Source organism: Actinomadura sp. 6N118 (assembly GCF_044326415.1).
Classification (GTDB): Bacteria; Actinomycetota; Actinomycetes; order Streptosporangiales; family Streptosporangiaceae; genus Spirillospora.
In genome coordinates this window covers 338,079-364,628 of sequence record NZ_JBIRAZ010000013.1, presented here as the reverse complement: position 1 = coordinate 364,628, position 26,550 = coordinate 338,079, and the positions used below count along the sequence as shown (strand labels likewise).

Here is a 26,550-nt window from a genome sequence, read left to right as displayed (position 1 = left end):
CCCCCCCCCCCCCCCCCCGCCGCGCCCCCCCCCCCCCCAACCACCGCGCGTTGTTGGACAAGGCCTGCAGCATCCGCTGCATCGCCCGGCAGCACCCGCTCCAGGTCGGCGCGCAAATCGCCGGTCAGCCGGTGCGCTACCAGCTGCGAGGCCGGCACGGAGGCACCCCGGCGGGCCGTACCGACCAATTTGGCCAGATGAGCGTGCCGTGCCGGAACACCTTGGCAGCCATCAGACACTCACGTGCCACGTTGGACGGCAGCGTCGAGCAGGTACGTGAGTTGGTGCGACCAGCCGTTCAGCCTCGAATTCACCATCGGCGATGTAGGCCACGGCCAGCGGCCTCTTCCGAGGACGCGCCCCCGTGTATGCCTTCGTGACCGCCGCCGCGGTGCCGCCGGGGCAGGGCGGCGAGCCGGGCGGCGGTGACGTTCAGCGGGTCTACTGGCCGAAGGCGCCGACCAGGGCCTCTGTTCGGTCGCGCTTGGCGTACAGGTCCCAGAAGTTCTCGGCGAACACGTCGGGGTGGATCACCTCCGGCTCGAACGCGAGCGGCTCGGTGACCGACATGATCCCCTGGTGCGGCACGCTGCCCTCGATCAGCGCGCCGACGTTCACGGCGCCGACGTAGACGCCCTTGTCCGCGAGCACGGCGTTGAGGTTGTGGAAGTAGTTGCGCAGCGCCGCCTGCGCCATGCCGGCATTGCCGAGGAACGGCGTCGGGTAGATGCCGGACTGCCCCGCAGTGAACAGGATCGCGCCGGCGCCGCGCTCGACCATGTCCGGCAGCACGGCTCGGACCAGCGCGACGCCCGAGAGCACAAAGCGGTCCAGGATCAGCTGCAGGTTGGCGGGATCGACGTCCAGCACCGACTCGATGCCGTCGCCCATGTTGCCGCCGCCCGGGCTGAACTCGGCGACGTCGATCTGACCGTACTCCTTGGTGATGGCGGCGACAGCGGCCTGGATCTGCTCGCCGTCGTAGACGTCGGCGGTGAAGCCGGCCGCCTCGATGCCGTCTTCGGCGAGCGCGGCGACGAGGCGGTCGAGATTGTCGGTGGTACGGGCGACGAGCGCGACGCGGAAGCCTTCGCGTCCGAAGCGGCGTGCGAGGGACAGGCCCAGGACGGGGCCGGCACCGAAGATCGCAAGAGTCTTGGGCATGCGGGCAGTCGCTCCTTGATGAGTGGGAATAAGTTGACTGTGGTCTCAACTTGTTCGGAGCGTACGCATAACTTGGGAGGGTGGTCAACTTAGGTAGGATCATGTTCATGCCGCCTCGTACGAAGCCGCTGAGGAAGGACGCGCAGCGCAACCGCGACTTGCTGATCAAGACAGCCCGGGAGCTGTACGCCGCGCGCGGGCTGGACGTCTCCCTCGACGAGATCGCCCGTACCGCCGGGGTCAGCAGCGGCACGCTGTACAACCATTTCCCCGACCGCGCCGATCTGATCGACGCCGTCTTCGCCGACCGGGCCGCGACCGTGGTGCGGATCGCCGAGAACGCCCTGGCGATGGAGCCGTGGGCCGGCTTGGTCCACTTCCTGGAACGGGTCTGCGAGCAGCAGGCCGCCGACCGCGGCTACAACGACCTCGTCTCCCGCCGCGTACCGCAGGCTCCCCCGACCGGCGAACACCTGCGCGGCTACGAGCTGATGCAGCAGATCATCGAGCGGGCACGCCGGTCCGGGGCCCTGCGCGACGACGTCACCCTCGAAGACATGGCCTTCGTGACCTGGGGCACCGCCCGCACCGTCGAGGCCACCGCCGGCATCAGGCCACAGGCGTGGCGCCGGCACCTCGCCCTCATGCTCGACGGCCTCCGCGCGCCCGCAGCGCACCCGCTGCCAGAGCCTCCCCTGCGTCCGGACGAGCTGGTGAACGCCATGCGCGAGTGCTCCTGACACCTCACCCGCGCCAAACGCCCGACGCCGCGTCGCTTCCTGTGGTGGGGCGTTCATTCGCGCAGACCAAACCACGCAATGGACTGGTTAACCGGGATCTCATCGCGTTCGGGCCTGATCGAGGAGTACGTCGAGACCACGGGCGCCGGACGCGCCGCCCCCCGAACTCCAGGCCAAGATCTGCGGGAGAAGATCGCCTGGGATCGCTGCGGGCCCGCGTCTCTATGGCGGCAGTGGGACACGGGACCGCAGGACTCAGGAGAAAAGTCCAGGCGCGGGTCAGCAGCAGCTCGGCCGCGTCGCGGTTCCTGTAGCGCTGCCGACCGGAACCGCGTCCCCGCCGGTGGGCACGGTGCTGTCGGTGCTGTCGGCGGGAATGCAGCAAGCGGAGTCCTCAGCCTTGGTCAGGGTGTCGGCGTCGCCCTTCACGACGTAGACCTCCCAGGGCTCGTTGCCGGGGCCGTGCACCCAGACCTTGTCCTGCAGGGCGTAGCAGCAGGAGGTGTCGTTCTCGGTCAGGGTGACCAGGCCCGCGTTGGCCAGGCGCTGGCCGGCGTCCGAGACGATGCCTGAGTCCTCGACCTCGACGCCCAAATGATCCAGGCGGGTGGGCTCGTCGCCCTCACCCTCGATGAGCACGAGCTTGAGCGGAGGGTCGGCGATGGCGAAGTTGGCGTAGCCGGGGCGGCGCTTGGCGGGTTCGGTGTCGAACAGCTTGGAGTAGAAGGCGATCGAGCCCTCCAGGTCGGCGACGCGCAGGGCGAGTTGGACGCGGGACATCACGGCCTCCTGTTTCGATGAACTTCTAAACAGCCACCGCCCTGAAGTCTGCGCCGATATATAGATGGATGTCAAATTAGAGGCATGTCGAATCAAGAGCAGGTCGCCCGTAACCGGCGCGGGCAGGGCCAGGGATGCTTGAGTCACGTCGGCCACGCTGGAGCATGATCAAACAACGCGTCCTCGGCGAGCCACAACGATCGGTTGTGCACTCCTAAGGTGAACCAGTGGACACCGAGGCATTGCGATCGTTCGTCCGGGCGGCCGAGCTCGGGCAGTTCCAACATGCAGCCGATGAGCTGGGCGTGACGCAGCAGGCGGTCTCCAAGCGGATCGCAGCCCTGGAACGCGAGCTGGAAGTCCGCCTGTTCACACGTACCGCCCGAGGGGTTGAGCTGACGCTCGATGGCCAGGCGTTTCTCCCCCACGCGCGGAGCATCGTCGCGGGTGTCGAGCGCGCCATCACCGCGGTCAGGCCGGGCTCCCGGGCCCTTCGGATCGATGTTCTCGGCCTGCGAAGCGCGCAGGCCGTTGTTCTGCACGACTATTGGCGGTCGCATCCCGAAACCAACCTCGACGTGGTGACCCTCAGGGTCAACGACCCCCGCGTGGCGGTCGCCGCCGTCGAAGCAGGCGATATCGACGCCTCGTTCCGTACCGTCACCGACCCGGCCACACTGCCGCCCGACGTGCAAATGATCCACGCGTTCGACTCCCCGCTGGAACTGCTCGTCGGCCCGAGACATCCGCTCGCCTCCGCGCGAAGACTGATGCCACCGCAGCTGCGTAAGCACCGGATATGGGTGCCGGGTATCGCGCCCCGAAGCGAATGGGCAGAGTTCTACGATCAACTCGCCACCGACTTCGACCTACGCATCGACGCGGCAGGCCCGCACTTCGGAGACGAAGTACTCCTGGACACCCTCGCGGACTCGGCGGACGTGGCCACCCTCGTTGGGGCACGTGACCGGTACATATGGCCGACGAACCACGACCTACGCCGCATCCCTATCGTGAATCCGACCCTCGCATACCCACTCTCGCTCATCCTCCCCAGAACGAATCCGCATCCAGGACTCCGTGGAATCATCACCCACCTCGGAAGCCTGCCAGCGCTCCCGGAGACGGTCTGGCGCCCGACCTGGGCAACGACGCCACGGCGCGGCGACAGCGACATCGCAAGCGTCCGCAGGTCCCGGCCCCACAAAAGGTGACTCGACCAGCTGCTGATAGCAGCTTCCACCAGCGCCTACTGAGCTTTATCCAGTCGAAAGGACCGTGGCATGTCCAGCGACCGTCTCATGCGCATCCACAGCGCCGAGTTCCAGGCCATGGCCGAGAGGGTCCTGCGGGCCACCGAGCTCACTTCCCGCCTGAACGTCCTGCCCTTCGAGGACGAAGCGGGCAAGGCGGAACTGTTCGAACGGATCCTCGGCAAGCCGCTGCCGACGAGGGTCACGATCTATCCGCCCTTCTACACCGACCACGGCCTTCACCTGGACCTCGCAGAGCGCGTCTTCATCAATCAGAACTGCACATTCCTGGACTACGCCGGCATCCGACTAGGCGAACGCGTAATGATCGGACCAAGGGCCACGTTCATCACCGTCGGTCACCCGGTCGATCCTGAGGAGCGACGGGAATGGCTTAGCGGCGCGCCCATCGACGTGGCGGAGAACGTGTGGATCGGCGCCGGTGCCACGATCCTGCCCGGCGTCAGCATCGGCCATGATGCCGTGGTCGCCGCTGGCGCGGTCGTGGCCGATGACGTCCCACCGGCCAGCTTGGTGACCGACAGTAAGGCAACCGTGCACCGACGGTGGTGACGCCCGGTCTGGAACGCGGTGAGGGCGATGCCCGGGGCCACGCCTGGACGGCCGGCTGGCGCTGCTGGTCTGGCGGTCGCCGGCCGACAACGAGTGGATCATCCGGTTCACTCGGGCCCTGGCCGCCGGGCGGGCCCTGCCCGCACCGCCGCCGGACGCGCCCGGACCCTTCGCGCTAGCCGACCCCCAACGCGTCCGCCAGATCCTGACCGGCGCCGGTTTCACTGATGTGGCCTGCGAGGATCTCACCGAGCCGATGTACTTCGGCCGCCCGTCGCCGATAACTGATGAGCTGGATGATTAGGTAGTGGCAGTCGGCGGCGTAGCGGTGCAAGACGTCAGCCTCGCCATGTGCCGATCCCATCCCACGTCATTTCGATCTCACGAAGGATGGGGGACATCCCCACCGACAGGCTCAGTGCATCGGCCTCTTCGGCCTTGGCCACCATCAACGCGAAGCCGCCCTCGCGATTGAGTCGTTCCCCGATGGTCCGAGCGCGTGCCTCGGCCTCCTCCCACGGCAGGGTACCGACGATCTGAAGCAGCTGTGATGCAACGAGATCCAGTTCAGCCGCACTCATCTTCTGGGGTTGCGGCCGGTAGTCGGTGGGGTGGCTGTAGATCCGGAGGGTGTCCAGGCGGGCGTGTCCGGCAAGTTCGGCGGCGTCGCCGATGCGCAGGCCTGCATAGAACGGCAGCAGGGCCAGGGCCCGGTCGCGGGCATGCGGACAGTCCTCGATCGCGCGCAGCCACCGGATCTGGGCGTTGTTATCCATGGCCTTGGGGGCGGTGCGGGGATGTCCTCCCGGGCGGTGTCGGCCTTGCGCAGCCGGTCTGTGCGCAACCACCCGAACAGCTTAAGGAGACCCACGTGTCCCAGCATCACTGGTCACCGCCCGGGCCAGCCCATCGGCCGCCTCGCAGTCGGAACGGCTGCTCAACGAGGTGGTCGTTAACCCGGTCGGATATCGGGCTTCCCGAACCGGAGCCTGTCAGTGACGGCAGCGTGCCCGCGCACATCCTGGCAGCGACCATGGACCTTACTGCGGCGACCTTGCCCTACGGCAGCACAAGATCGAAACGTACGGGCTCACCTTCGTGACCGGCGTTCGCGGGACACGTCGCTAGCATCGCGATAGCTCCGAGGCGGCTCTTTCGTGTGACTGGGGTCACAGGGAACCCGGCGGGGCCGGCGGACAGGACGGGATGTGGAGTTGTCAACGCGAGCCCGAATACGGGCAGGTGACCCCGTCGCGTTCGGGGACCTATTCGATGAGCATGCACGAGTGGTGTACCGCTATGCGGTCCGGGTCACCGGGGATTGGGCGACGGCCGAGGACATCGTGTCGCTCACCTTTCTGGAGGCGTGGCGCCTACGGGACAAGATTCGGCTGGAGGGCGAGTCGCTGCGGCCCTGGCTGCTGGGTATCGCGACCAACGTCCTGCGGAACGCCGCCCGGTCCGCGCGGCGACACCAGGCGGCGCTGAACCGGATGCCCGGCCGGGGCGTGGTGCCGGATTTCTCCGACGAGCTGGTGGGCCGTCTCGCCGACGCCGAGGAGCTGGCCGCCGCACACACCGCGCTCGACCGGTTGCGCAAGGCCGAACGTGAGGTGTTCACGCTCTGTGTGTGGGCGGGCCTGAACTACGCGGAGGCCGCCGAAGCGCTCGGCGTTCCGCCGGGCACTGTGCGTTCGCGGCTGTCACGAGCCCGTACCCGCCTGCGCAAACTCACCGACGCCGAACGGGAACCCCCGCCCGGCGGCGGACAGCTCATCAGTGACGACCGCGCGAACGCGGTCCGGTCGAAGCAGGAGAGGCACTCATGAACGGCTCCCCACAGCGCGGACCAGAACCCGACGAGCTCGCCGAGCTCGTGCGGCTCCTGCCGCCCCCGGGCGACCCGGAGCTCTCCGACGGCCGGCACCACCTCCTCAAGGAGCATCTGATGCTGCAGATCGAAGAGCCCGCAACCGCCCCGCACCGGCCCAAGCGCCGCCGGCTCGTCCTGCTGGCGGCTCCGCTTGCCGCCGCGGCCGTGGCGGCGGGACTGTTCGCCGGCCTGCACGGCAGCGGTGACACCCCACCCTCGCCCGCGGCCAAATCCGCGGCCAAGCCCGGCGGCGAGGGCAGCGCCACCGTGCTGCTGGACCGCATCTCGCTGGCCGCCGCGCACCAGCCCGCCCTGCCCGTGCGCGAGAACCAGTTCGTCTACATCAAGAGCAAGGTCGCGTGGACCACCCAGAAGGGCAACGGACCGCAGGTTCCGCAGCCGCTGCGGGAGCGGGAGATCTGGCAGCCGCAGAGCCCGGGGAAGCGCGGCCTGCTCCGGGAGGCGGGCTGGAAAATCGAGCTGGTCGGTTCGAAGGACGACCTGACCTACCGGGAGCTCGCCGCCATGCCGACCGAGCCGGGCGCCCTGCTGGCCGGCGTCTACGCGAAGATCCCGAAGTCCGGCAAGACCGCCACCTCGGCCGCCCGGAACGCCGAGGCCTTCCGAGAACTCGGTCGGCTCCTGTCCGAGGGGATCCTGCCGCCCAAGCTCGCCGCCGCCATCTACCGCGCCGCCGCGAAGATCCCCGGCGTGCGCGTGGTGCCCGACTCGGTCGATGCGGCGGGCCGGCACGGCGTGGCCGTCGCGCTGGTCGCCTACGGCGAGCGCAGCGAATGGATCTTCGACAAGAAGACGCTGAACTACCTGGGCGAGCGCGGCTACATGGTGGAGGACACGAAGCACGCCAAGAAGGGCATGATCACCGCCACCACCGCGGTCCTCCAGCGCGGCGTTGTGAACAAGGCCGGCGAACTCCCCGGCAAGCCATAACAAACCGCCCGAAAGCCGCACGGAAGGGAAGAACGTCGACCGGATTCCCTGAACAGACGTGATCACCGCATACAACGGCTTCGGGAACAGTCCCGCCGCAGTGGGACTGTTCCCGAAGCCGGACGCGACAGTCCCTTCGGTTCGGACGAACCCAAGGGCCGAAACCCCCGGTACAGCGGGATGTGCTCAGAGTTCACAGTGATGCCCCTTCGGGCCACGCGAACTCTGGGGAATCACGGCCGGTCGTTAAGGAAGCTGTCATCAGGTACACCCGAGCGCGCTAGACCCGGTCAGCGGTTGTGCCCTGTCTCTGGTCGCGGATCTTCCTCGGTGCGCAACGGGTCCGACCGGAATACGCCGGAAAGGGGCCGCGCCAGGAGGCTGACCGGACATAACGGCAGTAGTTCTGTCCGGTCTTCGCGGGTTTCCTCGTCAGGACCCGCTGGCCGAACAGGGAACGTCCCCGCCCCTACCCACGTCTGATGCGGGCTCGATCACGGAACCGATCTGGGAGCGCGGACGATGAGTTTCTACCTTTGCGTGTGGCGCGAGAATCGCCCCATCACGTACCCGCAGGCCCTCCGCACCTACTGGTGGCTGTGCGGCAGCGAGAGGATGGCGGACGCCGACGAGGCGGAGTTCGGCCTCGAGGTGAACGAGCGAGTCGACGCCTTCCATACCGAACTCCTGAGTGCGTACCCCCCGCTGGAAGGGCTGGCGACAGCCGAAGCGGAGGCCTCTCCCTGGAGCATGACCCCCAGCCACCGCTGTGGTCCTCCTCCGGCGCCGCGCCCTAATTCGCCGTCGGGAAGGACAGTGAGGCCGTCTCCCTGCTCTGGGGCCAGCGGGTGGTGACGGCTTTGGCGCGCGTGTAGAAGCGCACGCCCTCGGGGCCGTGGACATGGGTGTCGCCGAACAGTGACGACTTCCAGCCGCCGAAGGAGTGGAACGCCATCGGAACCGGGATCGGCACGTTGACCCCGATCATCCCTACCGTGACCTCGCGCTGGAACCGCCGCGCCGCCTCGCCGCCCCTGGTGAACACGGCGGTGCCGTTGCCATACGGGTTGGCGTTGACGAGGGCGATCGCCTCGTCGAGGCTGCCTGCGCGCAGGACCACCAGGACGGGCCCGAAGATCTCGTCGCGGTAGACGTCCATCTCGCGGGTGACCCCGTCGAGCAGGCACGGGCCGACGAAGAAGCCGGGGCCGCCGAGATCGCGGCCGTCCACGAGCAGGACCGCGCCGTCCGCCGCCCCGCGCGCGACGTAGGACCGGATCCGTTCGCGCGCCTCGTCCGTGATCACCGGGCCCATCTCGCTGTCCGCCCGGTCCCCGGGCCCGACGCGGATCCGCCGGGCCCGCTCGGCCAGCCGGTCGACCAGGCCGTCGCCGGCGTCGCCGACCGCCACCACGGCTGAGATCGCCATGCAACGCTGCCCGGCCGAGCCGTACGCGGCGGCGGTGATCTGGTCTGCGGCGAAGTCCAGGTCGGCGTCCGGTAGCACCACCGCGTGGTTCTTGGCGCCGCCCAGCGCCTGGACCCGCTTGCCGAACGCGGAGGCACGCTCGTGGATGTGGGACGCGACCGGTGTGGATCCGACGAACGAGACCGCCGCCACGTCGGGGTGCTCCAGCAGCGCGTCCACCGCGGCCTTGTCGCCGTTGACGACGTTGAAGACCCCGGGCGGCAGCCCAGCCTCCGCATACAGCTCGGCGATGAGCGCCGAGGCCCCCGGCACGCGCTCGCTCGGCTTCAGCACGAAGGTGTTGCCGGTGGCGATCGCGATCGGGTGCATCCACAGTGGCACCATCACCGGAAAGTTGAACGGCGTGATCCCGGCGCAGACGCCCAGCGGCTGCCGGAAGGAGTAGGCGTCCACGCCGCCGGACACCTGGTCGGAGAACTCCCCCTTGAGCAGCTGGCCGATCCCGCAGGCGAACTCCACCACCTCGCGGCCCCGCACGACCTCACCGCGCGCGTCGTCCAGGACCTTGCCGTGCTCGCTGGTGATGATCCGGGCGAGCTCGTCCTCGTGCCGTTCCAGCAGCTCGCGGAACTTAAACATGATCCGTGCGCGCTGGGTCAGCGACGACTGGCTCCAGTCGCCGAACGCCTTGGCCGCGGCGGCCACGGCGAGATCGACGCCGGTCCCGTCCGCCAGCACGACCTGCGCCTGCCGCTCGCCGGTGGCCGGGTCGTACACCGGCGCGAGGCGGTCGCCGCCGACACGCTCCCCGTTGATCCAATGCTCGATGGTGCGCATGGTCTCCCCTACAGGTAAGGCCGTTGGGCCTGCTTGTCCTTCTCGTAGCGGGCGCGGGCCTCGCCGGTGGAGTCCAGCCCCGAGACCTCCGCGACGGGCACGTCCCACCAGGCCTGGCTGTCGGGCGCCGGGACCAGCGGGTCGGTCTCCACGTGCACGACCGTCGTCCGCGTTGAGGCCGCGGCCTTCCGCAGCGCCGTGCGGAACTCCTGGACGGTCGAGGCGTGCAGCACGTCGGCGCCGAGGCTGGCGGCGTTGGCGGCCAGATCGACCGGGAGCACGTCCCCGTCCAGGCCGGTCGCCGTGCGTTGGCGGTAGCGGGTGCCGAAGCGCTGAGAGCCGACCGACTCCGAGAGGGCGCCGATGGAGGCGAAGCCGTGGTTCTGCACCAGGACGACGGTGAGCTTCACGCCCTCCTGCACGGCCGTGGCCAGTTCCTGCGCCATCATCAGGTACGAGCCGTCCCCGACCATCACGAACACCTCGCGGGAAAGGTCGGCCATCTTCACCCCGAACCCGCCGGCGATCTCGTAGCCCATGCAGGAGTAGCCGTACTCCACGTGGTAGCCCTTGGGGTCGCGCGTCCGCCACAGCTTGTGCAGATCGCCGGGCATCGACCCGGCCGCGCACACCACGACGTCGCGCGGCCCGCTGACCTCGTTGACGACGCCGATGATCTCAGACTGGGCGGGCAGCGGGCCGTGCCCGAGGGCGTACGCACGGTCCACGGTCGCGTTCCACTCCGCGGCCAGACCACTGGCCTCCTCACGGTAGGACGCGGGCACGGTGTGGCCGTCGAGGGCCGAGAGGAGGCCGCGAAGCCCTTCCCGGGCGTCGGCGACGATGCCGAGGCCCGCGTGCTTGACGGCGTCGAGGCGGGCGACGTTGAGGTTGACGAACCGCACCCCGGGGCGTGCGAAGACGCTGCGCGAGGCAGTGGTGAAGTCGCTGTAGCGGGTGCCGACGCCCAGCACGACGTCGGCCTCGCGGGCCAGCGCGTTCGCGGCGGTCGTGCCGGTGGCGCCGACCGCGCCCACCGCGCACGGGTGCTCCCAGTGCAGCGCCCCCTTCCCCGCCTGGGTCTCGGCGACCGGCATGCTGGTCCGCTCGGCGAACCCCCGAAGCTCATCGGTCGCACCCGAGTAGACGACGCCGCCACCCGCCACGATCAAGGGCCGCCGGGCGGACCGCAGCACCGCCGCGGCCTCCTCCAGCGCGGCCGGCTCAGGCACCGGCCGGGCGATCCGCCACACGCGCCGCTCGAACAGTTCCTCCGGCCAGTCGTACGCCTCGGCCTGCACATCCTGCGGCAGCGCGAGCGTCACCGCCCCGGTCTCGGCCGGATCGGTCAGCACCCGCATCGCGGCCAGCAACGCGGACGCAAGCTGCTCGGGCCGGTTGATCCGATCCCAGTACCTCGAAACCGGCTTGAAGGCATCGTTGACCGACACGTCGTAGGACCGCGCGTCCTCCAGCTCCTGCAACACCGGATTGGCCACCCGCGTGGCGAACACGTCACCAGGCAGCAACAGAACCGGAAGCCGATTGATCGTCGCCAGCGCCGCCCCGGTCACCATGTTCGTGGCGCCGGGCCCGACCGAGGCCGTACAGGCGAACGTGGCCAGGCGGTCGCGCATCCGCGCATACCCGACGGCCGTGTGCACCATGGCCTGCTCGTTGCGCGCCTGGTAGTAGCGCAGGTCGTCGCCGTACTCCAGCAGGGCCTGGCCGATGCCCGCGACGTTGCCGTGCCCGAAGATGCCGAAGCAGCCGGCGAAGAAGCGTTGCTCGGCGCCGTCGCGCGCCGACCACTGGGCGGCCATGAACCGGACGATCGCCTGTGCGACGGTGAGCCTCATCGGGGACCCTCCGCGCTCGTGAGCGGAAGCCGCGGGTCCATCTCCTGCTCCGCCCATGTGGCGCGGACCCAGCCGTGGGCGGGGTCGTCGCAGATCAGCCAGGCTCGTTCGGGCGACGGCCCGGCCATCACGTTGAGGTAGTAGAGGTCATAGCCTGGCGCGGCCATCGAGGGGCCGTGGTATCCGTGCGGGATCAGCACCGTGTCACCCGTCCGTACCTCCTCCAGCACGTCGATGGGCCGCTCTGGCTCGCCGTAGACCCGCTGGTAGGCCATGCCGCCACCGGCCACCTCGAAGTAGTAGATCTCTTCCAGGACGCACTCGCCGGGACTCTCCCGGTCGTGCTTGTGGGGCGGGTAGGACGACCAGTTCCCGCCCGGCGTCAGGACCTCGCACGCGATCAGCTTGTCGGCGTGCGGGAACGTCTCCGGCGTGCAGAAGTTGTTGACCTGGCGGCTGGCCTGCCCGGCGCCCCTCAGCTCCACCTGCACGTCCTCGGCGGGCACATGGCGCGGCTCCAGGCGGGCGCCGCAGCGCGCCGCCGGGAGCGCGAACCGCCCCTGTCCGGTCACCGTGACGGTGGCGTCGCGCGGCGCGTAGACGAAGTCGGTGACGCGCGAGAAGACGTCCCGCCGCCCCTGGACCTCGAAGGTCTGTCCGTCGCAGGAGACCGAGCACGAGCCCGCCAGGGGCAGCACGAGTGTCTCGAACTCGCCCGTCTCGAACGTCGCGGACCCGTCGAGCGTGAGCAGCCGCAACGCCGAATACTCCCAGCCGGCCGTCTCCGGGGTGATGGAGTCGTACGAGCCCGCGGGCAGATAGCGCTTCATCGCAGCACCTCCACGGCGGCGTCGACCACGCCCGCCACGTCGTCGTCCCCCGGATAGAGCAGGGAACGGCCCACGACCAGTCCCCGGACCGTCGGCAGCGCCAGCGCCTTCCGCCACGTGGCCAGCGCCGCCTCCGGATCGGCCGACACCTCGCCACCGAGCAGCAGCGCGGGCAGCGTGGACGCGGCCATCACCCGCTCCATGTCCTCGACGACAGGAACTTTGAGCCAGCTGTGCGCGGAGCTCGCGCCGAGGCCCGAGGCGATCGCGATGGCCCGCGTCATCGCCTCGGGGGTGAGCTCGTTGCGGATCCGCCCGTCCACACGGCGCGAGATGAACGGCTCGACCATGGCCATCAGGCCGCGGCCGGCCAGATCGGTCACCGCGTTCGCGCAGCCCTCCAGGGTCGCCGCGGTCGCCGGATCGTCGTCGTCGATGCGCAGCAGCATCTTGCCGCCGTCCAGCCCGGCCGCGGCGATGGCCGCCGTCGAGTACGCGGTGAACCGGTCGTCGATCTCGAACGAGGCGCCGGCCAGCCCGCCGCGGTTCATGGAGCCGATGACCACCTTGCCGTCCAGCGCCCCGAGCAGCAGCAGGTCCTCGACGATGTCCGGGGTGCCGAGCACGCCGTCGACGCCGGGGCGTCCGAGCGCGACGCACAGCCGCTCCAGCAGGTCGCGCCGGTCGGCCATGGCCAGCGGGTCCGGTCCGGCGCCGAGCGCGCCGCGGGCCGGGTGATCCGCCGCCACGATCATCAGCCGACCGTCCGCACCGGTGAGCACCGCGCGCCGGGCGCGGCGGGCGGCCGCGTCGGCGATCGCCCCAGGCCGGGTGGCCCGGATCTCCGTCAGCGCCGCGATGCGGTCGGCGAACGTCCCTGTCGTCATCCTTCGATTCCTGTCGTCATCCTTCGATCCCTCTGGTCAATCCGTCGGGCCCCTCTTGCCGGTCCTTCGATTCCGCTGACCAGCTCGTCGACCTCGTCCTCGGCCGGCATCGCCGGGGAGCACGCCAGCCGCGAGGCGACCAGCGCGCCGGCCGCGTTGGCGAAGGCGACGATCCGCTCGACCCCCCAGCCGCTCAGCAGGCCGTGGCAGACCGCGCCGCCGAACGCGTCCCCCGCGCCCAGCCCATTGACCACCTCGACCGGGACCGGCGGCACCGTGACCACCTCGTCCGCCGTGGCGGCCAGGACCCCGCGCGGCCCCTGCTTGACGATGGCCAGCTCCACGCCCCGGTCGAGGAGCGCGCGGGCGGCCGCCGACGGCTCTCGCTCCCCCACCGCGACCTCGCACTCGTCCAGGTTCCCGATCGCCACCGTGACGTGCTTCAGCGCGGCGTCGATCGCCTGCCTGGCGGTGTCCGGCTCGGACCAGAACATCGGCCGGAAGTCGAGATCCAGCACGGTGGTGCCGCGGCGCAGCGCCAGCGCGGAGAGTGTGGCGTGGCGGCTCGGCTCGTCCGAAAGGCCCGTCACCGTGGCCCAGAAGATCCGGGCGGCGCGGATCGCGTCGTCGTCCAGCTCCTCGCGGCGGATCTCCATGTCGGGCGCCTTGGGGGCCCGGTAGAAGTACAGCGGGAAGTCGTCCGGGGGGAAGATCTCGCAGAACGCCAGCGGGGTCGGCAGGCCGGGCACGTCCGACACGAACTGGTCGTCGACGCCGTACTCCTTGAGCGCCTTGTGCACGAACCGGCCGAACGGGTCCGCGCCGGTTCGCGTGATCACCGCGGCCCTGCGCCCGTAGCGGGCCGCGGCCACCGCCACGTTGGTGGGGCTGCCGCCGAGGTACTTGCCGAACGTCTCCACGTCCTCCAGCCCCACGCCCGTCTGCAGCGGGTAGACGTCGACGCTCACCCGGCCCATCGTGATCAGATCGTGCGCCGTCATGAGGTCGCCCCGATCAGCCGGTGCAGGAACCCGATGCTCGCGCGCACCTCGTCCTTCGGGCCGCCGCCGGACGGGGGCTCGGCGTCCAGGATCGTGTCCTGTTCGAGGACGTACCAGCCCCGGTAGCCGAAGCCGTCCAGCAGGTGGACGATGCCCGCGATGTCGACGTCCCCCTCGCCGAGCGGCCGGTACACCCCGGCCCGGACGGCCTCGGTGTAGGTCACCTCGCCGCACCGCACACGATCGGCGAGACCGGCGTCCACATCCTTCAGGTGAACGTGCGCGATCCTCTCCGGCGCTTCGCGGACCAGTTCGAGTGGATCAACTCCCCCGATGAGCAGATGCCCGGTGTCCAGGCAGAGCGACACGTCCGAGCCCTCCAGCACCCGCTCCACCTCGTCGCGCCGCTCGATCAGCGTCCCGACGTGCGGGTGGAGGACCACGCGGTGCCCCCGCTCAGCCGCGCTCGCGGCGATCGCGTCCAGGTTGGCCAGCAGCGTCACCCAGGCCGTGGCGTCCAGGATCGGGCGCTCGTCGTACCCGTCGAGCCCGGTCGCCGCCGCCAGTACCACCAGGGCGCCCTCACCGAAGCCGTCGAGCACGGCGCCGACCTCCCGGACCGGATCGTGGGCCGGATCATGCAGGACGACCGGGACGAACCCGCCGACCGGCTCCAGCCCGTACGACGCCAGCAGGCGGGCGCGCTCGCGCGGATCTGCGGGCAGGAAGCCGTCGGGACCGAACTCGCTCGCCGCGAGCCCCAGCTCGCGCATCTCCGCCAGCACCCGCTCGGCCCGGAACTGGTGACCCCAGCCCGGCACCTCGCACACTCCCCAGGAGATCGGCGCCCCGGCGATGCGGATCACGACCGCACCTCCTTCACCAGGACCGAGCGTCCCTCCCGCCGGGACATCTCGCACGCCTCCGCGACGTAGAAGGCCTCCAGCGCGTCCTCCGGCGGGCAGGGGGTCTCCATCCGGCCCGCGACCACCTGGGTGAACGCGGCGAGCTCCGCGGCGTAGGCGTCGGCGAATCGCTCCAGGAACCCGCCGTACGCCGCGGCGCGCCTGTGGGCGTCGTCGGTGTGGGCGGCGCCGGCCGCCGAGCCCTCGGCGTCCGCGCTTGGGAGCCTGGTGAGGGGCGTCCGCCCGTCCAGCCCGGCGATGATGCTGTCCTGGGAGCCGAGCACCTCCAGCCGCACGTCGTAACCGGCCGCGTTGTAACGTGTCGCGCTGCTCAGGGCGAGCGTGCCGTCCTTCAGCGTGAGCACGGCGGCCGCGGTGTCCACGTCGCGGAACTCGCGGAAGTACGCGTCCCCCTTGTTGGCGCCGACCGCGATCACTTCCATGACCTCCTGGCCGGTGACGAACCGGACCGCGTCCACGTCGTGGATCACGCAGTCGCGGAACAGGCCCCCGGAGTGCGGGACGTACTCGCGCGGCGGCGGGGCCGGGTCCAGCGTGCAGGACCTGAGCGTGTGCACCCAGCCGAGGCGCCCGGACGCGACGGCCTCCCGCGCCGCGACATGCCCGGCGTCGAAGCGCCGCTGAAAGCCGACCTGGACCGGTACGCCGGTGCGGCGTACTTCGGCGAGCACGTCGAGGGTCCCGGAAATGTCCACGGCGATCGGCTTCTCGCAGAAGACGGGCAGCCCGGCCGACACGGCGCGGGTGACGAGCTCGGCGTGCGCGTCGGTGGCGGCCGCGACCACCAGCCCGTCCAGGCCGTGACCGCGCGGGCCGCGGTCGAAGAGCGCGTCCACCGAGCGGGCCGCGGTCGCTCCGGTCAGCCGGTCCGCGAGGGCGCGCGCCCGGGCCGGGTCGACATCGGCCACGACGAGCTCCTCGACGGCCGGCAGGCGGATGAGAGTCGCTGAATGGAACGCTCCAATTCGTCCGGCGCCTATAAGCCCGATCCTCATGGGGACTCCTCTTCGTGTACCGACCTGTACCGACCACGGACGCCGCGTCCGGGCGGGCCTGACATGGTCGGTTTCGGCGTGGGTGACGGCTCGGTGACCGAGATCCTCGGCCCGTGCTCACCGCGAGTGACGCAAGTCTCTCCGAGCTTCAATTCAGTACAGTCCCGTCCGGTCTATGCGCTCAGGCAGTGTCGTGCGGCGGCGACCAGGGTCAGTGCTCCGGCGCTGGCTCCGCCGACGGGTGGGCAGAGGTTGGTGGTGAAGGCCATGCTGATGGAGAGCTGGGGATCGGCCAGCGCGAGCGAGCCGGCGTGCCCGTCGTGTCCGTACGAGGCCGGCCCGAGGAGGGGGAGCCTTGTTGTTGGTCTTTGGACGCCGGATCCGAAATGTGATGCTTCGCCGAGGATTTCGTCCATGCCGATCGAGCGGGTGCGGGCGAGGTCGGTCGTGTTCTCGGTGTCCAGCAGGCGTGTGCCGTCAACCGGGCCGACGGTGGCGGCATACAGCCGTGCCAGGTCGCGGGCGCCGGCGACAATATTGGTGGCCGGCCAGGGCGCGGCGAGGACGTCCGGTCGGTTGAAGACCGAGGGGTCGTCGAGCAGGCCGAGCCCGGTGGCGTTGAGGAGTCTTGCCTGGTGGGTCAGCTGCAGCGGAGTGCGCATGGGTGGGCGTGTTCGCAGCGGCAGCACGTTGTGGCTGTGTGCGGGAGGGGCCCCGAGGCTGAGGTCGAGGCCGAGCGGTTGTCTGATGTGCGTGTGGATGTACTCGGCGACGCTGGTTCCGAGAGCTCGCCGGAAGACGCCGTCGAGCAGGGTGCCGTAGGTGATGGCGTGGTAGCCGTGCTTCGTCCCTGGCTCCCAGTAGGGTTGTTGCCGTTCCAGCGCGGCCTCGAGGTTTCCAGCCACGTGATCTTCCACGGTGAGTTGCCGGTCGACCAGCGGTAGTCCTGCCTGGTGGCAGAGCACGTGGCGGGTGGTGACGTGGCGGGTCGCCGCTCGGCGCATGGCGGGCCAGACGTCGCTGATGGGAGCGTCCAGGTCGAGCCGCCCGTGAGCGTGGGCGTGCTGGGCGGCGATCGCCGAGACGCCTTTGGAGACGGAGAACAGCAGCTGCCGGGCATCACGAGGGTGGTCTGCGTGCGTCAGGTCCACGACGGGATGCCCGTCCATGTAGACGGTCAGGGCGGCCGTGCCGCATCCCTGTTCGGCAACGACTCGGGCGAAGACGTCTGCGATGGCTTCGAATGGTGCGTGGGCCCAGCCTTCGACGCGTACGACTCCGGGTTCGGTCACGCCCGTTCTGCCCTGCGAAGCGTCAGATTTCTCCTGGTCGTGCACGCTCACGGGGTGGTCTCTCGGGTGGTCGTCACGGTTCCGGCACCGGAGTCGTCATGTCCCGGCAGGAGCGGATCTGTGCCGTTGGGTTCGTGTCCAAGGTCGATGCCTTCGGACTCGAGCTCCATGGACTCCAGTTCTTCGCCGCCGGCCATCAGGTTGAGGACCTCTTCGCGGCTCTTCTCTCCGCGCTTGAAGTCCGCGGCCACCGCGCCGTGGATGAGGACGGCGAATCGGTCGCCCACGGACATCGCGTGGTGGGCATTGTGGGTGATGAACACGATGGCCACCCCGCGGGCGCGTGCCTGGGCGATCAGGCGCAGTACCTTGCCGGCTTCCTTGACACCCAGGGCCGAGGTGGGCTCGTCGAGGATGAGGACACGGGCACCGAAGTACATCGCTCGGGCGATGGCCAAGGCCTGCCGCTCACCGCCGGACATCGTTCCTACGAGCTGTCCCCCGTCGCGGACTCGCCGGATGCCGAGATCGTGGATTTCTTTCAGGGCGATCCGGCTGGCCTTGACCATGTCGATGCGTTTGAACGGTCCCCATCCGGTGGATGGCTCGGCGCCCAGAAAGAAGTTGCGGGCCACGCTCATCAGCGGAATGGTGCCGCCGTACTGGTGAACGGTTGCGATCCCGCGGGCACGGGCGTCGCGCGGATCGGTGAACCGGACTCGTTCGCCATCCAGCAGGATGCTGCCGTACGTCGGCTGGTGCACTCCGGACATGATCTTGATGAGGGTGGACTTGCCCGCGCCGTTGTCGCCGAGCAGGCAGAGCACCTCCCCTGCCCGGATCTCGATTGAAACATCGGTGAGCGCCTTGACTCCGGCGAACGCCTTGGAGACACCGCGCAGTTCGACGATGGGGGTGCTGGTCATGGCAGTACCCTTTCCGGAGGTGATCAGGAGGTGAGCGCGAGTTTGCGGAAGTAGTTGTTGGCCAGCACCGCGGTGGCCAGGAGCAAACCGAGGAACAACTGCACCCAGTCGGTGCTCCACCCGGTGTAGAAGATGCCAAGGGAGACGATGCCGTAGGTCATCGCGCCCAGGAACACGCCGAAGGCGGATCCGTATCCCCCGGTGAGCAGGACGCCGCCAATCACCGCGGCGACGATGCCGTTGAACACGAAGGACTGGCCGCGGGTGACATCCCCGCCGTTGAACTGCACCGTCTGCAGCGCACCCACCAGCGCTGCGGCCGCGCCCGTGGTGACGAACAAGATGATCTTCACGCGGGCCGTGGGCACGCCGGCGGACCGGGCGGAGTCCTTGTCGCCGCCGGTGGCGAACACCCAGTTGCCGAACGCGGTCTTGACGAGCACCCAGGCGACCACCGCGGTCACCGTGATCCACCACAAGATCGAGACGCTGAACCCGTCCCAGCTACCGCCGAACACCACCTTCGCCGATCCCCAGGGAGTCAGCGACACGCTCGTGGTCCCGGTGATCACCCGGGACAGGCCGAGCGCCGCTCCGGCGACCGCGAGCATCGACGCTAGGGTGACGATGAACGAATGCAGCCCGGTCCGGATGGTGACGATGCCGTTGACCAGGCCGAGGGCGGCGCCGATGGCGATCGCGAGGAGAATGGACAACCACAGCGGGGTTGTGTACGTGCCGCTACCGATCGCCACGACCATCGACGAGGCCCCGACCATGGAACCGACGGAGAGGTCGAACTCCCCGGCGATCATGAGCATGCCGACGGGTATGGCGAGGACTCCGAGTTCGGCCGCCGCATTCAGCCAACTGGCCGTGCCCCCGGCCGACAGGAAACCTTTGCCGCCGGCAGCCACGACGAAGAACGCATAGACCGTGATCACGCCGACGAGGGCACCGAACTCCGGGCGGCGTAGCGTGTGGAGCAGCCGGGTGCGGGTGCCACCGGACGACGCCGGTCGGGCGGTCGCGCGGTGGGCGGATCGGCGGGGTACGAGGGTGCCGGATCTCATCACACAATCTCCTTGTCGGGCGGGGGCCCAGGACCGGTCGGGGCGCGGGTGGGCTCAGTGGCGTCGGCTGCTGGTCACAGCCGTGTCAGGACGCACCGCGGATTCCGCCTTGGGTGCTGTTGATCTTCATCACCTGGTCGACGTTGTCCTTGGTGATGAACAGCGGCGCGGTGGTGACGGGGGCGACGGGCGCGAGACCGAATCGGACCTTCTGCGCGGCGATCAGTACGCTGTAATAGCCCTGCAGATACGGCTGCTGATCCACCGAAAAGAGTAGTTTTCCATTCTTAATCGCGGTGAGAACGTTCGCCGATAGGTCCGTCGTGCCGATTGTGACCTTGCCGCTCGCGTTGAGGGAACCCACGGCCTTGACGGCGTTCTCAGCGATCCCGGAGCCGAGGGTGAAGACTCCGCCGATGGAACTGTTAGCCCGCAGCGCGCCGGTGATCGCTTGGGTCACGGTGGTGGGATTGGTGGCATCGGCGAACGGGATGTTCAGCGGGATGACCTTGCCCCCGGCCTTCTCCATCGCCTGCGTGAACCCGGTGCACCGAGCCTCCAGCGTGGGGTTCCCCGGCACGTGATTGACGCATAGTCCGGTCTTGGCGCCGGTGGCGGCCATCCTCTCACCGGCTTGCTGGCCCACGAGAGTCGCGTCCTCTCCCACGTACGTGACGCCTGCGAGCTTCTTCCAGCCGGCCGATCCGGCATTGACGAAGACGACCGGGATACCTGCAACGGTGGCCTGCTTGATCCCCGCGTCCTGCGCATCCGGAATGAACGAACTGACCACCAAGGCGTCCGGCTTCTTGGCCACGGCGGCCTGCTCCAGCCGCGCCATGTCCGGACCGAGGTTCTTCGTATCCGCCGGCCCGTCGTACTGGAACGTAACCCCGCTGTCCTTGGCGGCCTGCTGGGCGCCCTTCTTGAGCGCGCTGAAGAACGGGTCGGTCAGCGGCCCGGACACCATCACGACTGACACCTTCTGACCGGCCCGCGCGTCGGCCTGGCTCGCCCCCTTCGTGGTGGCGTCGCGTGCCGTACATCCCGCAGTCACCGCGGCGGAGAGCGTCGTTGCGACGACGGCCGCCGCCAGCCGACTTCGCGGCAGATGCTTCATGGCGATTCCTTTCGTTTCGTTCCAGGTCAGACGACCCCGATCGATTAGCGCGCGCTAAATCTGCTAGCATTAGAGCGCGCTAACAGGTCCTGGTCAAGACCTCGGAGGGAACGCTTTGCCCGTGACACAGGACGACGTGGCTACTCGTGCCGGGGTGTCCCGAGCGCTGGTCAGCCTCGTGATGCGGAATTCCCCGCAGGTCTCGGAGACCCGCCGAAAGGCGGTCCTCCGGGCCGCGGCCGAGCTGGGCTACCGGCCCAACGCATACGCCGCCCAGCTCGCCAGCCGTCAAACCATGACGCTAGGAGTAGTCCTCGTCGAACTGGAGAACCCCGTGTTCCCGGCGATCTTCAGCGGCGTCGAGCACCAAGCCGAGGAAGCCGGCTACGCCGTTCTCCTCACGGCAGGCGACCTGGATCAGGAGCTGGAGCGGCGAGCCGTCAATCGGCTGTTGGGGCATCGCGTGGACGGCATCATCCTGGTCGGCACCAGACTTCCCTCAAGCGAGCTTCGCGATCTTGCCGACCAGGTCCCGCTGGTCGTAGTCGGCCGCCGAGTGACCGGCGTCGATACGGTCTCGGTCGACGACCGGCAGGGCGCCAGGGTTGCCGTCGAACATCTCCTTAGCCTCGGCCACGAGGACATCGCACACATCGACGGCGGGAACGGGCCCGGCGCCCGGATCCGCCGACGTAGCTACACCGACACAATGGAGAGTCACGGCATGTCCGCCAGGATCCGTACCGCTGGCGGTGACTACACCGAACAGGGAGGAAGGGCGGCGGCGGAGACCCTGCTGTCCAGTCCCCACCCGCCAACAGCGATCTTCGCGGCTAACGACCTGTCGGCGCTCGGCGTCCTCGCCGGTGCCAAGCGCCGCGGAATGAGCGTTCCGGACGACCTGTCCCTGGTCGGCTTCGACAACACCACCCTGAGCGCCTTCGGCTACATCTCCCTGACCACGGTAAACCAGCCCGGACATGACATGGGCGTTGCGGCCGTCAACTCGGTGACCGTCCGTATCGACGACACAAGTCGCCGCCCACGCACGATACTGCTGGCTCCCGAACTCGTGGTGCGCTCAACGACAGCACCCGCCGCAGCAACGCAGAGAACGTGACGGGCCAGATCAAGCGCGGCCGGGTGAGCGGGTGGGTTCATCCCCAGCCCTGTCAGCCGGTGGCGTTCAGGGGGCGTAATCCGCCGGGCAGATCGGGGAGTTAGGAGGAGCAGCGGCCCATCATGTTGATGTGGTGCCGCACGAACGGCGACAGCCGGGCCACGTCCTCCTGGCGCACGTCGAAGCCGTCGGCGCGCAGCTGGGCCAGGGCGGCGTCCATGTATGGGTGCCGGTAAGAAGCGCGTCATGAGCCCCAAACCGTGTTGATCTTGTTGTGATTTGGCTGGTCGATGCTGGGCGGCTATGACGCACCCCCCGATGCACATCGACGAGCTGGACGGCCCTGGACGAGGAACGTGAGCTGATCGCCGGGAAGCGAGGCGCCACCCGGCTCGGCTTCGCGATCTTGCTGAAGTTCTCTACGCGGCACGGGCGGTTCCCGCGAGGGCGCTCGGAGTTGGCCGACGAGGCTGTCGAGCATGTGGCAGCCAGGCAGGTCCAGGTGCCTGCCTCGGAGTTCGGCTTCTACGAGTGGTCTGGTTCCACGATCGAGTACCACCGGGGGGCAGATCCGGGCGCACCTGGGCTTTCGGGTCTGCACGACTGCGGACGCGGACAAGGTCACGGTGTGGCTGGCCGAGAAAGTCGCCCATGCCGAGCGTCGGCCCGAGCGGGTTCGGGAGGAGCTGCTCAAGCATCTGCGCCAGGAGCGGATTGAGCCGCCGGCCTCGGGGCGGATCTCTCGGATCGCGGCTTCGGCCCTGCATAGCGCGGAGGTCGCCTGGTCGGTGCGGATCGCTTCTCGATTGAGTGCGGAGACCATCAGGCGCATCTGCGCCTTGGTCGGCATCGACGATGGCGCCGAGGCCGAGACCGACGACGAGGACGATGCGGCGCAGGATGATGCGGCCGAGGCGACGGCGGAGGACGACGACGGCGGTTCTTCGGGATTGCTGGCGCTGATTAAGTCGGCTCCGGGGAATGTGAGTCTGGAGTCGATGATGACCGAGATCGGCAAGTTGGAGGCGGTGCGGTCGATCGGGTTGCCGCCGGGGTTGTTCGCCGATGTGGTGCCCAAGGTGCTGGCGGCCTGGCGGGCCCGGGCGGCGGTGGAGGCTCCGTCGCACATGCGCACGCATCCGCGTGAGCTGACGGTGCTGTTGTTGGCGGCGCTGGTCTGCGAGCGGGCGGGAGATCACCGACACGTTGGTGGAGTTGCTGGTCGCGACCGTGCATCGGATCAAGGCGCGGGCCGGCAGCAAGGTGACCAAGGAGCTGATCAACGCGTTCAAGCGGGTGACCGGGAAGGAGAACATCCTGTTCCGGGTCGCCGACGCCGCGCTCGGGCATCCCGACGATCCAGTCCGCGCGGTCATCTTCCCGGCGGTGACCGGGGGTGAGCAGACGCTGAAGGACCTGGTGCACGAGTTCAAGACCAAGGGTCCGGCCTACCGCACCACGGTGCAGACCACGCTGCGTGCTTCCTACACCAACCACTACCGGCGTGGCCTGATCGCTTTGCTGGACACCAACTACGCCGAGCTGCGCAAGCCGCTGGACCCGGCGGTGTTCATCGCCGGATTGAAAGCCGAGATGCGCGCCGAGCTGGAGGCCCTGGACACCGCGCTGCCCACGCTGGACTGGGTGGAGATCAAGGACCGCAAGTCCGGTGCGATCAAGCTGACGAAGATCGGCCCGGCGGCGGAGCCGCGGAACCTACCCAAGATCAAGAACGAGGTGGGACACCGCTGGGGTTCGGTGCCGCTGATTGACATGCTCAAGGAGGCGGTGCCGCGCACCGGCTGCCTGACCGCCGACACCTCGGTGGCGGGCACCTCCAGCCTGGCGCCGGAGGTGTTGGCCGAGCCCTACGGCGAGGTGCGGCTGGATGTGGCCAAGCGCCTGCCGCTCGGCGGCCAGGCACAGACCACCCAAGCAGATCGCTCAACCGTCATGCACCTGGGGCCTGCTGGGTCTCGGGTGGGTTCAGTTCGGGTCTGTGCTGGGGTCGAGTGCCGGAGTGATCACCGCGAAAGCCTGTTCGGCCAACTTCTGCAAACGAACATTGTCGTAAGTTAGGGTGCCGCATTTTTTAGAAATTCTTATTTTCTGGAAATAGAAATCCAGAAAAGCTAGCGTGGTCCACCGTGAGCGATGTTGAGACTGAGGAGCGGGCCGGTGAGGTCGGCGAGCGGCCGTGTCGGTTCTGTGGGCGGCCTGTGCCGCAGCGCGCAGGGCGTGGGCGGCCGCGGGAGTACTGCCTGCAAGGTGAATGCCAGGCGCGGGCCAAGCGGGAGCGGGAGCTGAGGCGCGCCACTCCAGGCCTGGAGGGCACGCTGGCGCGTGCGGAGGATCTGTACGAACGGATGGAACAAGGGCTCACCGCCGCCCTCGCTCCCCTGGCCCAGGCGCTGGACTCCGAGCTGTCGCCTCGCGGTGTCGAGGCTCAGATCACTGCGATACGGGCCGAGTCACAGGCGCAGGTCGCGGCAGCTCTGGCCGAACGAGAGGAAGTCACCGAGCGGGCCGTACGGGCCGAGAAGGACCTCGAAAAGGCCAAGGAACAGGAACGAGCAGCACGGCAGCGCGCTCAGCAGGCCGAAGCCGCTGTAGCCGCTGCGAAAGTCGAGGCGGAACGTGCGATAGCGGCGGTGCGGGAGGAGGCTGGCCACCTCGTTCGCGATGCGCGCACAGAGGTGGCGCGGATCAGTGAGGAAGCCGCGGGCCGAGTAGAGAAGGCGCGAGCCGAAACGGAGACAGCGCTTGCGGACGCCCGGCAGGCGCGGCAAGCCGAGGCAGCGGCGGGCGAAGAGGCGAACAAGGCGCGCGCCGAGGTGGAAAGTGCGCGTTCAGACACCCGGGAGGCGCGGCAAGCTGAGGCGGCCGCGGGCGAAGAGGCGAACAAGGCGCGCGCCGAAGCGGAGAAGGCGTGGGACCTTGCCGCCGCTGCAGAGCGGGGACGGGCCGCGGCGGATGCTCGCGCGCAGGCGTCCGAGGAGTCTCGTGAACGGGCCGAGGTACGCATTCGGGACGCTGAGATACGGATGCGAGAGGCCGAGGACAACGCTGCTGAACGTGATGCCGCCAGGGCGGAGGCCGAGCAGGCGCGGCAGCAGGCCGTCGCGCGGGTGAAGGCTGCGAAAGAGGAGAGCATTGACATGCGTGCGCAGATCGAACGGCTCCGCAGCGAGCTCGTCGACGTTCGGCTCGAATTGCGTGCGGAGCAGGCTCGCAATGGGGAGCTTGCCCGGGAACGTGACGCGGCCCGGGACGAGGCGTCCGCCCAGCGGGAACGGGCGGTGGCGGCGGAGCTGCGAGCCGAGTGAAGCTTTTCTGGGGGTGCTGTCGGAAGAACGGCAGAGACGCTCCGCACGAGTAGGCCTTTGCTCCCGCGCGTGCCCCAGCCGGGAAAGGGCTGAGCGGGTGGGGAGGGGTCAGCACGGGATTCTCCGGTAAGCCGTTCGGTCACGCCGCCTATTCGGTTACCACTGCGGTCGCGTCGTCGGGCTGAAGCGCATGGTTCAGGGTGGAAGCGGCCGACGCCGAGGTGGGGCGGCGATGGTGGTGACGGACTCGCCGCGGGGACAGGAGCGGGCGATGTCGAGCTGGTTTCGGCCGCCCAGCACGGCGCCCGTAGTCCGTATGCCCTGGTCGAGCAGGAACGTACGCTACCGACCCAGCCTGCTTACCGGCACGGCTTCATGACGGACGGGATCAGACTGCCCCACGCTGATGAGCTGTGGGCGGAGGCGGCGCAGGCCGCACGTGCTGGCGGAGCTGAAGTCCGGTCCGGGCGCGCTGGGGCTGGACACGTTGCTCACCGAGATCGGCAAGCTGACCACGGTCCGGGCGCTGGGTCTTTCTGAGGCGGTCTTCGCTGATGCTTCTGACCGGATCGTGGCGGCCTAGTGGGCGCGGGCGGCTCGGATGTACCCCTCGGACTTCGCCGGGTGTGGCGAGGCGGTGCGGTACACGCTGCTGGCGGCGTTGTGCTGGACCCGGCAGGCCGAGCTGGTCGACGGCCTGGTGGAGCAGTTGATCGGGTTGATCCACCGGATCAACGCCCGCGCCGAGCGGCGGGTGGAGAAGGAGCTGATCGGCGCGCTGACCAATATGCCGGGCAAGCGGCTGCATCTTCACCAAGGTGGTCGACGCGGCACTGGCCTATCCCGACGACACCGTCCGCGAGGCGGTCTATCTGGAGGTGCCCGGCGGCACGAAGACGTTGACGGCGCTGGCCAAGGAGTTGAAGGCGACCGAGCGGGTGCGGTGGAAGAGGCAGACCAACACCCGCTGGGATGAACGGCGCGCCACTGTGTACGCCGAGTACGAACATTCGGTCATTCGTTGCGTGACGATGGCACGCCGGATCGCCGCCAGCCGGGGCCTCTGCGGATCTCCCCACCCCTGACCGTCGAGGAGGGACGGCTGGAGCTGGCTGTGGCCCGGGCGGAGCAGGGAGTGTGCTGGGAATCGGTCTTGCTACTGGGTGCGTCGGAGGCGATCCAGGCGGGACGGCTGTGGCATCGAACCGCCTGGCACCTGGAACGGATCGCCCTAGGTGAGGTGGACGGCGACCTGGAGGCGGTACTTGCCGAGGCGGGCCACCAACGCCGGGCCTTCTACGAGGCAGCACGTGGAGATCTTGGAGTGGCCGGGATTCTGCCCGAGGTCGGAGAAGCGGGACTGTGAGGCCAACTCTCGACGTCCCCATCCTCACCAACGCCCACGCCACCCCCACCTACCGCGATGCGCCGCCGCCGCGACTACGGCTGGCTCATCGAGCGCGGTGCACCTGACCACATCACCTGCGAGCGCGGCGAGTACGCGCCGCAAGGCGGCCAGCCATGGCCCGAGTTCGCCATCGTCGACGACCCCCCTCGTCGCGGCTTCGGCACGTCGCCGACCCACGGACAACGTG

Annotated in this window: 27 protein-coding genes and 2 pseudogenes; 13 read left to right on the top strand and 16 right to left on the bottom strand. The window is 69.1% G+C overall.

Features of this window, described 5'->3' with window-relative positions:
- Positions 1–441: 441 nt before the first annotated feature.
- Entirely contained in the window at positions 442–1,164 is a 723-nt protein-coding gene (locus ACH34W_RS32315) for an SDR family NAD(P)-dependent oxidoreductase (protein WP_395964923.1), read from the bottom strand.
- 107 nt (positions 1,165–1,271) lie between these two features.
- Here ACH34W_RS32315 and ACH34W_RS32310 point away from each other — a divergent pair, with 107 nt between their 5' ends.
- Positions 1,272–1,904, top strand: a complete 633-nt coding sequence (locus tag ACH34W_RS32310) for a TetR/AcrR family transcriptional regulator (RefSeq protein WP_395964922.1) — start codon at positions 1,272–1,274, stop codon at positions 1,902–1,904.
- Between the two features lie 279 nt (positions 1,905–2,183).
- Here ACH34W_RS32310 and ACH34W_RS32305 read toward each other — a convergent pair whose 3' ends face one another.
- Positions 2,184–2,684: an ArsI/CadI family heavy metal resistance metalloenzyme gene (locus ACH34W_RS32305; protein ID WP_395964921.1), complete on the bottom strand. Its 501-nt coding sequence runs from the start codon at positions 2,682–2,684 to the stop codon at positions 2,184–2,186.
- Positions 2,685–2,911: 227 nt separating this feature from the next.
- Between ACH34W_RS32305 and ACH34W_RS32300 the strand changes: the two genes are divergently transcribed.
- The gene (locus ACH34W_RS32300; protein ID WP_395964920.1) at positions 2,912–3,898 is read left to right on the top strand and encodes a LysR family transcriptional regulator; all 987 of its coding nucleotides are present in this window, start codon (positions 2,912–2,914) and stop codon (positions 3,896–3,898) included.
- Positions 3,899–3,967: 69 nt separating this feature from the next.
- Positions 3,968–4,510: a DapH/DapD/GlmU-related protein gene (locus ACH34W_RS32295; protein ID WP_395964919.1), complete on the top strand. Its 543-nt coding sequence runs from the start codon at positions 3,968–3,970 to the stop codon at positions 4,508–4,510.
- Positions 4,511–4,848: 338 nt separating this feature from the next.
- On the opposite strand, the gene ACH34W_RS32290 is transcribed toward ACH34W_RS32295, so the two are convergent.
- Positions 4,849–5,286 (bottom strand): hypothetical protein, encoded by a 438-nt coding sequence (locus ACH34W_RS32290; protein WP_395964918.1) that lies wholly within the window; start codon positions 5,284–5,286, stop codon positions 4,849–4,851.
- Positions 5,287–5,718: 432 nt separating this feature from the next.
- On the opposite strand from ACH34W_RS32290, the gene ACH34W_RS32285 reads away from it, so the two are divergent.
- Positions 5,719–6,339, top strand: coding sequence for an RNA polymerase sigma factor (locus ACH34W_RS32285; protein WP_395964917.1), 621 nt, complete (start codon positions 5,719–5,721; stop codon positions 6,337–6,339).
- Positions 6,336–7,334 (top strand): CU044_5270 family protein, encoded by a 999-nt coding sequence (locus tag ACH34W_RS32280; RefSeq protein ID WP_395964916.1) that lies wholly within the window; start codon positions 6,336–6,338, stop codon positions 7,332–7,334. The genes ACH34W_RS32285 and ACH34W_RS32280 overlap by 4 nt, the downstream gene beginning before the upstream one ends.
- A gap of 793 nt (positions 7,335–8,127) precedes the next feature.
- Here the strand turns inward: ACH34W_RS32280 and ACH34W_RS32275 are convergent.
- The 11 genes from ACH34W_RS32275 to ACH34W_RS32225 form a co-directional block, all read right to left on the bottom strand.
- Positions 8,128–9,600, bottom strand: coding sequence for a CoA-acylating methylmalonate-semialdehyde dehydrogenase (locus ACH34W_RS32275; protein WP_395964915.1), 1,473 nt, complete (start codon positions 9,598–9,600; stop codon positions 8,128–8,130).
- Between the two features lie 8 nt (positions 9,601–9,608).
- Positions 9,609–11,459, bottom strand: coding sequence for a 3D-(3,5/4)-trihydroxycyclohexane-1,2-dione acylhydrolase (decyclizing) (gene iolD / locus ACH34W_RS32270; protein WP_395964914.1), 1,851 nt, complete (start codon positions 11,457–11,459; stop codon positions 9,609–9,611).
- The gene (iolB, locus tag ACH34W_RS32265; RefSeq protein ID WP_395964913.1) at positions 11,456–12,289 is read right to left on the bottom strand and encodes a 5-deoxy-glucuronate isomerase; all 834 of its coding nucleotides are present in this window, start codon (positions 12,287–12,289) and stop codon (positions 11,456–11,458) included. The genes iolD and iolB overlap by 4 nt, the downstream gene beginning before the upstream one ends.
- Positions 12,286–13,176, bottom strand: a complete 891-nt coding sequence (locus ACH34W_RS32260; RefSeq protein WP_395964912.1) for an aldolase — start codon at positions 13,174–13,176, stop codon at positions 12,286–12,288. Before ACH34W_RS32260 ends, iolB begins: the two co-directional genes overlap by 4 nt.
- Complete coding sequence (gene iolC / locus ACH34W_RS32255) at positions 13,173–14,177, bottom strand: 5-dehydro-2-deoxygluconokinase (RefSeq protein ID WP_395964911.1); 1,005 nt, start codon at positions 14,175–14,177, stop codon at positions 13,173–13,175. The genes ACH34W_RS32260 and iolC overlap by 4 nt, the downstream gene beginning before the upstream one ends.
- On the bottom strand, positions 14,174–15,040 hold the full coding sequence (locus tag ACH34W_RS32250) for a TIM barrel protein (protein ID WP_395964928.1): 867 nt from the start codon (positions 15,038–15,040) through the stop codon (positions 14,174–14,176). Before ACH34W_RS32250 ends, iolC begins: the two co-directional genes overlap by 4 nt.
- Complete coding sequence (locus ACH34W_RS32245) at positions 15,040–16,098, bottom strand: Gfo/Idh/MocA family oxidoreductase (protein WP_395964910.1); 1,059 nt, start codon at positions 16,096–16,098, stop codon at positions 15,040–15,042. The genes ACH34W_RS32250 and ACH34W_RS32245 overlap by 1 nt, the downstream gene beginning before the upstream one ends.
- A 173-nt stretch (positions 16,099–16,271) precedes the next feature.
- The gene (locus ACH34W_RS32240; protein ID WP_395964909.1) at positions 16,272–17,390 is read right to left on the bottom strand and encodes a serine hydrolase domain-containing protein; all 1,119 of its coding nucleotides are present in this window, start codon (positions 17,388–17,390) and stop codon (positions 16,272–16,274) included.
- Between the two features lie 47 nt (positions 17,391–17,437).
- Positions 17,438–18,316 (bottom strand): ATP-binding cassette domain-containing protein, encoded by an 879-nt coding sequence (locus ACH34W_RS32235; RefSeq protein WP_395964908.1) that lies wholly within the window; start codon positions 18,314–18,316, stop codon positions 17,438–17,440.
- A 23-nt stretch (positions 18,317–18,339) separates the two neighbouring features.
- Complete coding sequence (locus tag ACH34W_RS32230; RefSeq protein ID WP_395964907.1) at positions 18,340–19,389, bottom strand: ABC transporter permease; 1,050 nt, start codon at positions 19,387–19,389, stop codon at positions 18,340–18,342.
- Between the two features lie 85 nt (positions 19,390–19,474).
- Positions 19,475–20,356 (bottom strand): sugar ABC transporter substrate-binding protein, encoded by an 882-nt coding sequence (locus ACH34W_RS32225; protein WP_395964906.1) that lies wholly within the window; start codon positions 20,354–20,356, stop codon positions 19,475–19,477.
- Positions 20,357–20,630: 274 nt separating this feature from the next.
- Between ACH34W_RS32225 and ACH34W_RS32220 the strand changes: the two genes are divergently transcribed.
- Positions 20,631–21,629 carry a LacI family DNA-binding transcriptional regulator gene (locus ACH34W_RS32220; protein ID WP_395964905.1) on the top strand — a complete coding sequence of 333 codons (999 nt, stop codon included), beginning with the start codon at positions 20,631–20,633 and terminating at the stop codon, positions 21,627–21,629.
- Between the two features lie 106 nt (positions 21,630–21,735).
- On the opposite strand, the pseudogene ACH34W_RS32215 reads toward ACH34W_RS32220, so the two are convergent.
- Positions 21,736–21,852 (bottom strand): annotated as a pseudogene (locus ACH34W_RS32215) (Tn3 family transposase); the annotation flags it as partial.
- 120 nt (positions 21,853–21,972) lie between these two features.
- Between ACH34W_RS32215 and ACH34W_RS32210 the strand changes: the two are divergent.
- The 5 genes and pseudogenes from ACH34W_RS32210 to ACH34W_RS32190 form a co-directional block, all read left to right on the top strand.
- Positions 21,973–22,179 (top strand): annotated as a pseudogene (locus ACH34W_RS32210) (DUF4158 domain-containing protein); the annotation flags it as partial.
- Positions 22,109–23,029 carry a DUF4158 domain-containing protein gene (locus tag ACH34W_RS32205; RefSeq protein ID WP_395964904.1) on the top strand — a complete coding sequence of 307 codons (921 nt, stop codon included), beginning with the start codon at positions 22,109–22,111 and terminating at the stop codon, positions 23,027–23,029. The pseudogene ACH34W_RS32210 and the gene ACH34W_RS32205, both read left to right, overlap by 71 nt.
- Complete coding sequence (locus ACH34W_RS32200; protein WP_395964903.1) at positions 23,016–23,708, top strand: hypothetical protein; 693 nt, start codon at positions 23,016–23,018, stop codon at positions 23,706–23,708. Before ACH34W_RS32205 ends, ACH34W_RS32200 begins: the two co-directional genes overlap by 14 nt.
- Before the next feature lie 68 nt (positions 23,709–23,776).
- Entirely contained in the window at positions 23,777–24,955 is a 1,179-nt protein-coding gene (locus tag ACH34W_RS32195) for a hypothetical protein (RefSeq protein WP_395964902.1), read from the top strand.
- Between the two features lie 406 nt (positions 24,956–25,361).
- Complete coding sequence (locus tag ACH34W_RS32190; protein ID WP_395964901.1) at positions 25,362–25,538, top strand: hypothetical protein; 177 nt, start codon at positions 25,362–25,364, stop codon at positions 25,536–25,538.
- On the opposite strand, the gene ACH34W_RS32185 is transcribed toward ACH34W_RS32190, so the two are convergent.
- Entirely contained in the window at positions 25,535–25,753 is a 219-nt protein-coding gene (locus ACH34W_RS32185; protein WP_395964900.1) for a hypothetical protein, read from the bottom strand. The genes ACH34W_RS32190 and ACH34W_RS32185 overlap by 4 nt on opposite strands.
- A 20-nt stretch (positions 25,754–25,773) precedes the next feature.
- On the opposite strand from ACH34W_RS32185, the gene ACH34W_RS32180 reads away from it, so the two are divergent.
- Both ACH34W_RS32180 and ACH34W_RS32175 read left to right on the top strand, forming a co-directional pair.
- Positions 25,774–26,040, top strand: coding sequence for a hypothetical protein (locus ACH34W_RS32180; protein WP_395964899.1), 267 nt, complete (start codon positions 25,774–25,776; stop codon positions 26,038–26,040).
- Positions 25,977–26,321, top strand: a complete 345-nt coding sequence (locus ACH34W_RS32175) for a hypothetical protein (RefSeq protein ID WP_395964898.1) — start codon at positions 25,977–25,979, stop codon at positions 26,319–26,321. The genes ACH34W_RS32180 and ACH34W_RS32175 overlap by 64 nt, the downstream gene beginning before the upstream one ends.
- Positions 26,322–26,550 lie beyond the last annotated feature (229 nt).

Excerpts from the sequence above, each read along its gene's own strand:
- ACH34W_RS32315 (WP_395964923.1), bottom strand. The coding sequence starts at position 1,164 with ATGCCCAAGACTCTTGCGATCTTCGGTGCCGGCCCCGTCCTGGGCCTG.
- ACH34W_RS32310 (WP_395964922.1), top strand. The coding sequence starts at position 1,272 with ATGCCGCCTCGTACGAAGCCGCTGAGGAAGGACGCGCAGCGCAACCGC.
- ACH34W_RS32305 (WP_395964921.1), bottom strand. The coding sequence starts at position 2,684 with ATGTCCCGCGTCCAACTCGCCCTGCGCGTCGCCGACCTGGAGGGCTCG.
- ACH34W_RS32295 (WP_395964919.1), top strand. The coding sequence starts at position 3,968 with ATGTCCAGCGACCGTCTCATGCGCATCCACAGCGCCGAGTTCCAGGCC.
- ACH34W_RS32290 (WP_395964918.1), bottom strand. The coding sequence starts at position 5,286 with ATGGATAACAACGCCCAGATCCGGTGGCTGCGCGCGATCGAGGACTGT.
- ACH34W_RS32280 (WP_395964916.1), top strand. The coding sequence starts at position 6,336 with ATGAACGGCTCCCCACAGCGCGGACCAGAACCCGACGAGCTCGCCGAG.
- ACH34W_RS32275 (WP_395964915.1), bottom strand. The coding sequence starts at position 9,600 with ATGCGCACCATCGAGCATTGGATCAACGGGGAGCGTGTCGGCGGCGAC.
- iolD (WP_395964914.1), bottom strand. The coding sequence starts at position 11,459 with ATGAGGCTCACCGTCGCACAGGCGATCGTCCGGTTCATGGCCGCCCAG.
- iolB (WP_395964913.1), bottom strand. The coding sequence starts at position 12,289 with ATGAAGCGCTATCTGCCCGCGGGCTCGTACGACTCCATCACCCCGGAG.
- ACH34W_RS32260 (WP_395964912.1), bottom strand. The coding sequence starts at position 13,176 with ATGACGACAGGGACGTTCGCCGACCGCATCGCGGCGCTGACGGAGATC.
- iolC (WP_395964911.1), bottom strand. The coding sequence starts at position 14,177 with ATGACGGCGCACGATCTGATCACGATGGGCCGGGTGAGCGTCGACGTC.
- ACH34W_RS32245 (WP_395964910.1), bottom strand. The coding sequence starts at position 16,098 with ATGAGGATCGGGCTTATAGGCGCCGGACGAATTGGAGCGTTCCATTCA.
- ACH34W_RS32235 (WP_395964908.1), bottom strand. The coding sequence starts at position 18,316 with ATGACCAGCACCCCCATCGTCGAACTGCGCGGTGTCTCCAAGGCGTTC.
- ACH34W_RS32230 (WP_395964907.1), bottom strand. The coding sequence starts at position 19,389 with ATGAGATCCGGCACCCTCGTACCCCGCCGATCCGCCCACCGCGCGACC.
- ACH34W_RS32205 (WP_395964904.1), top strand. The coding sequence starts at position 22,109 with ATGTGGCAGCCAGGCAGGTCCAGGTGCCTGCCTCGGAGTTCGGCTTCT.
- ACH34W_RS32190 (WP_395964901.1), top strand. The coding sequence starts at position 25,362 with ATGAGCTGTGGGCGGAGGCGGCGCAGGCCGCACGTGCTGGCGGAGCTG.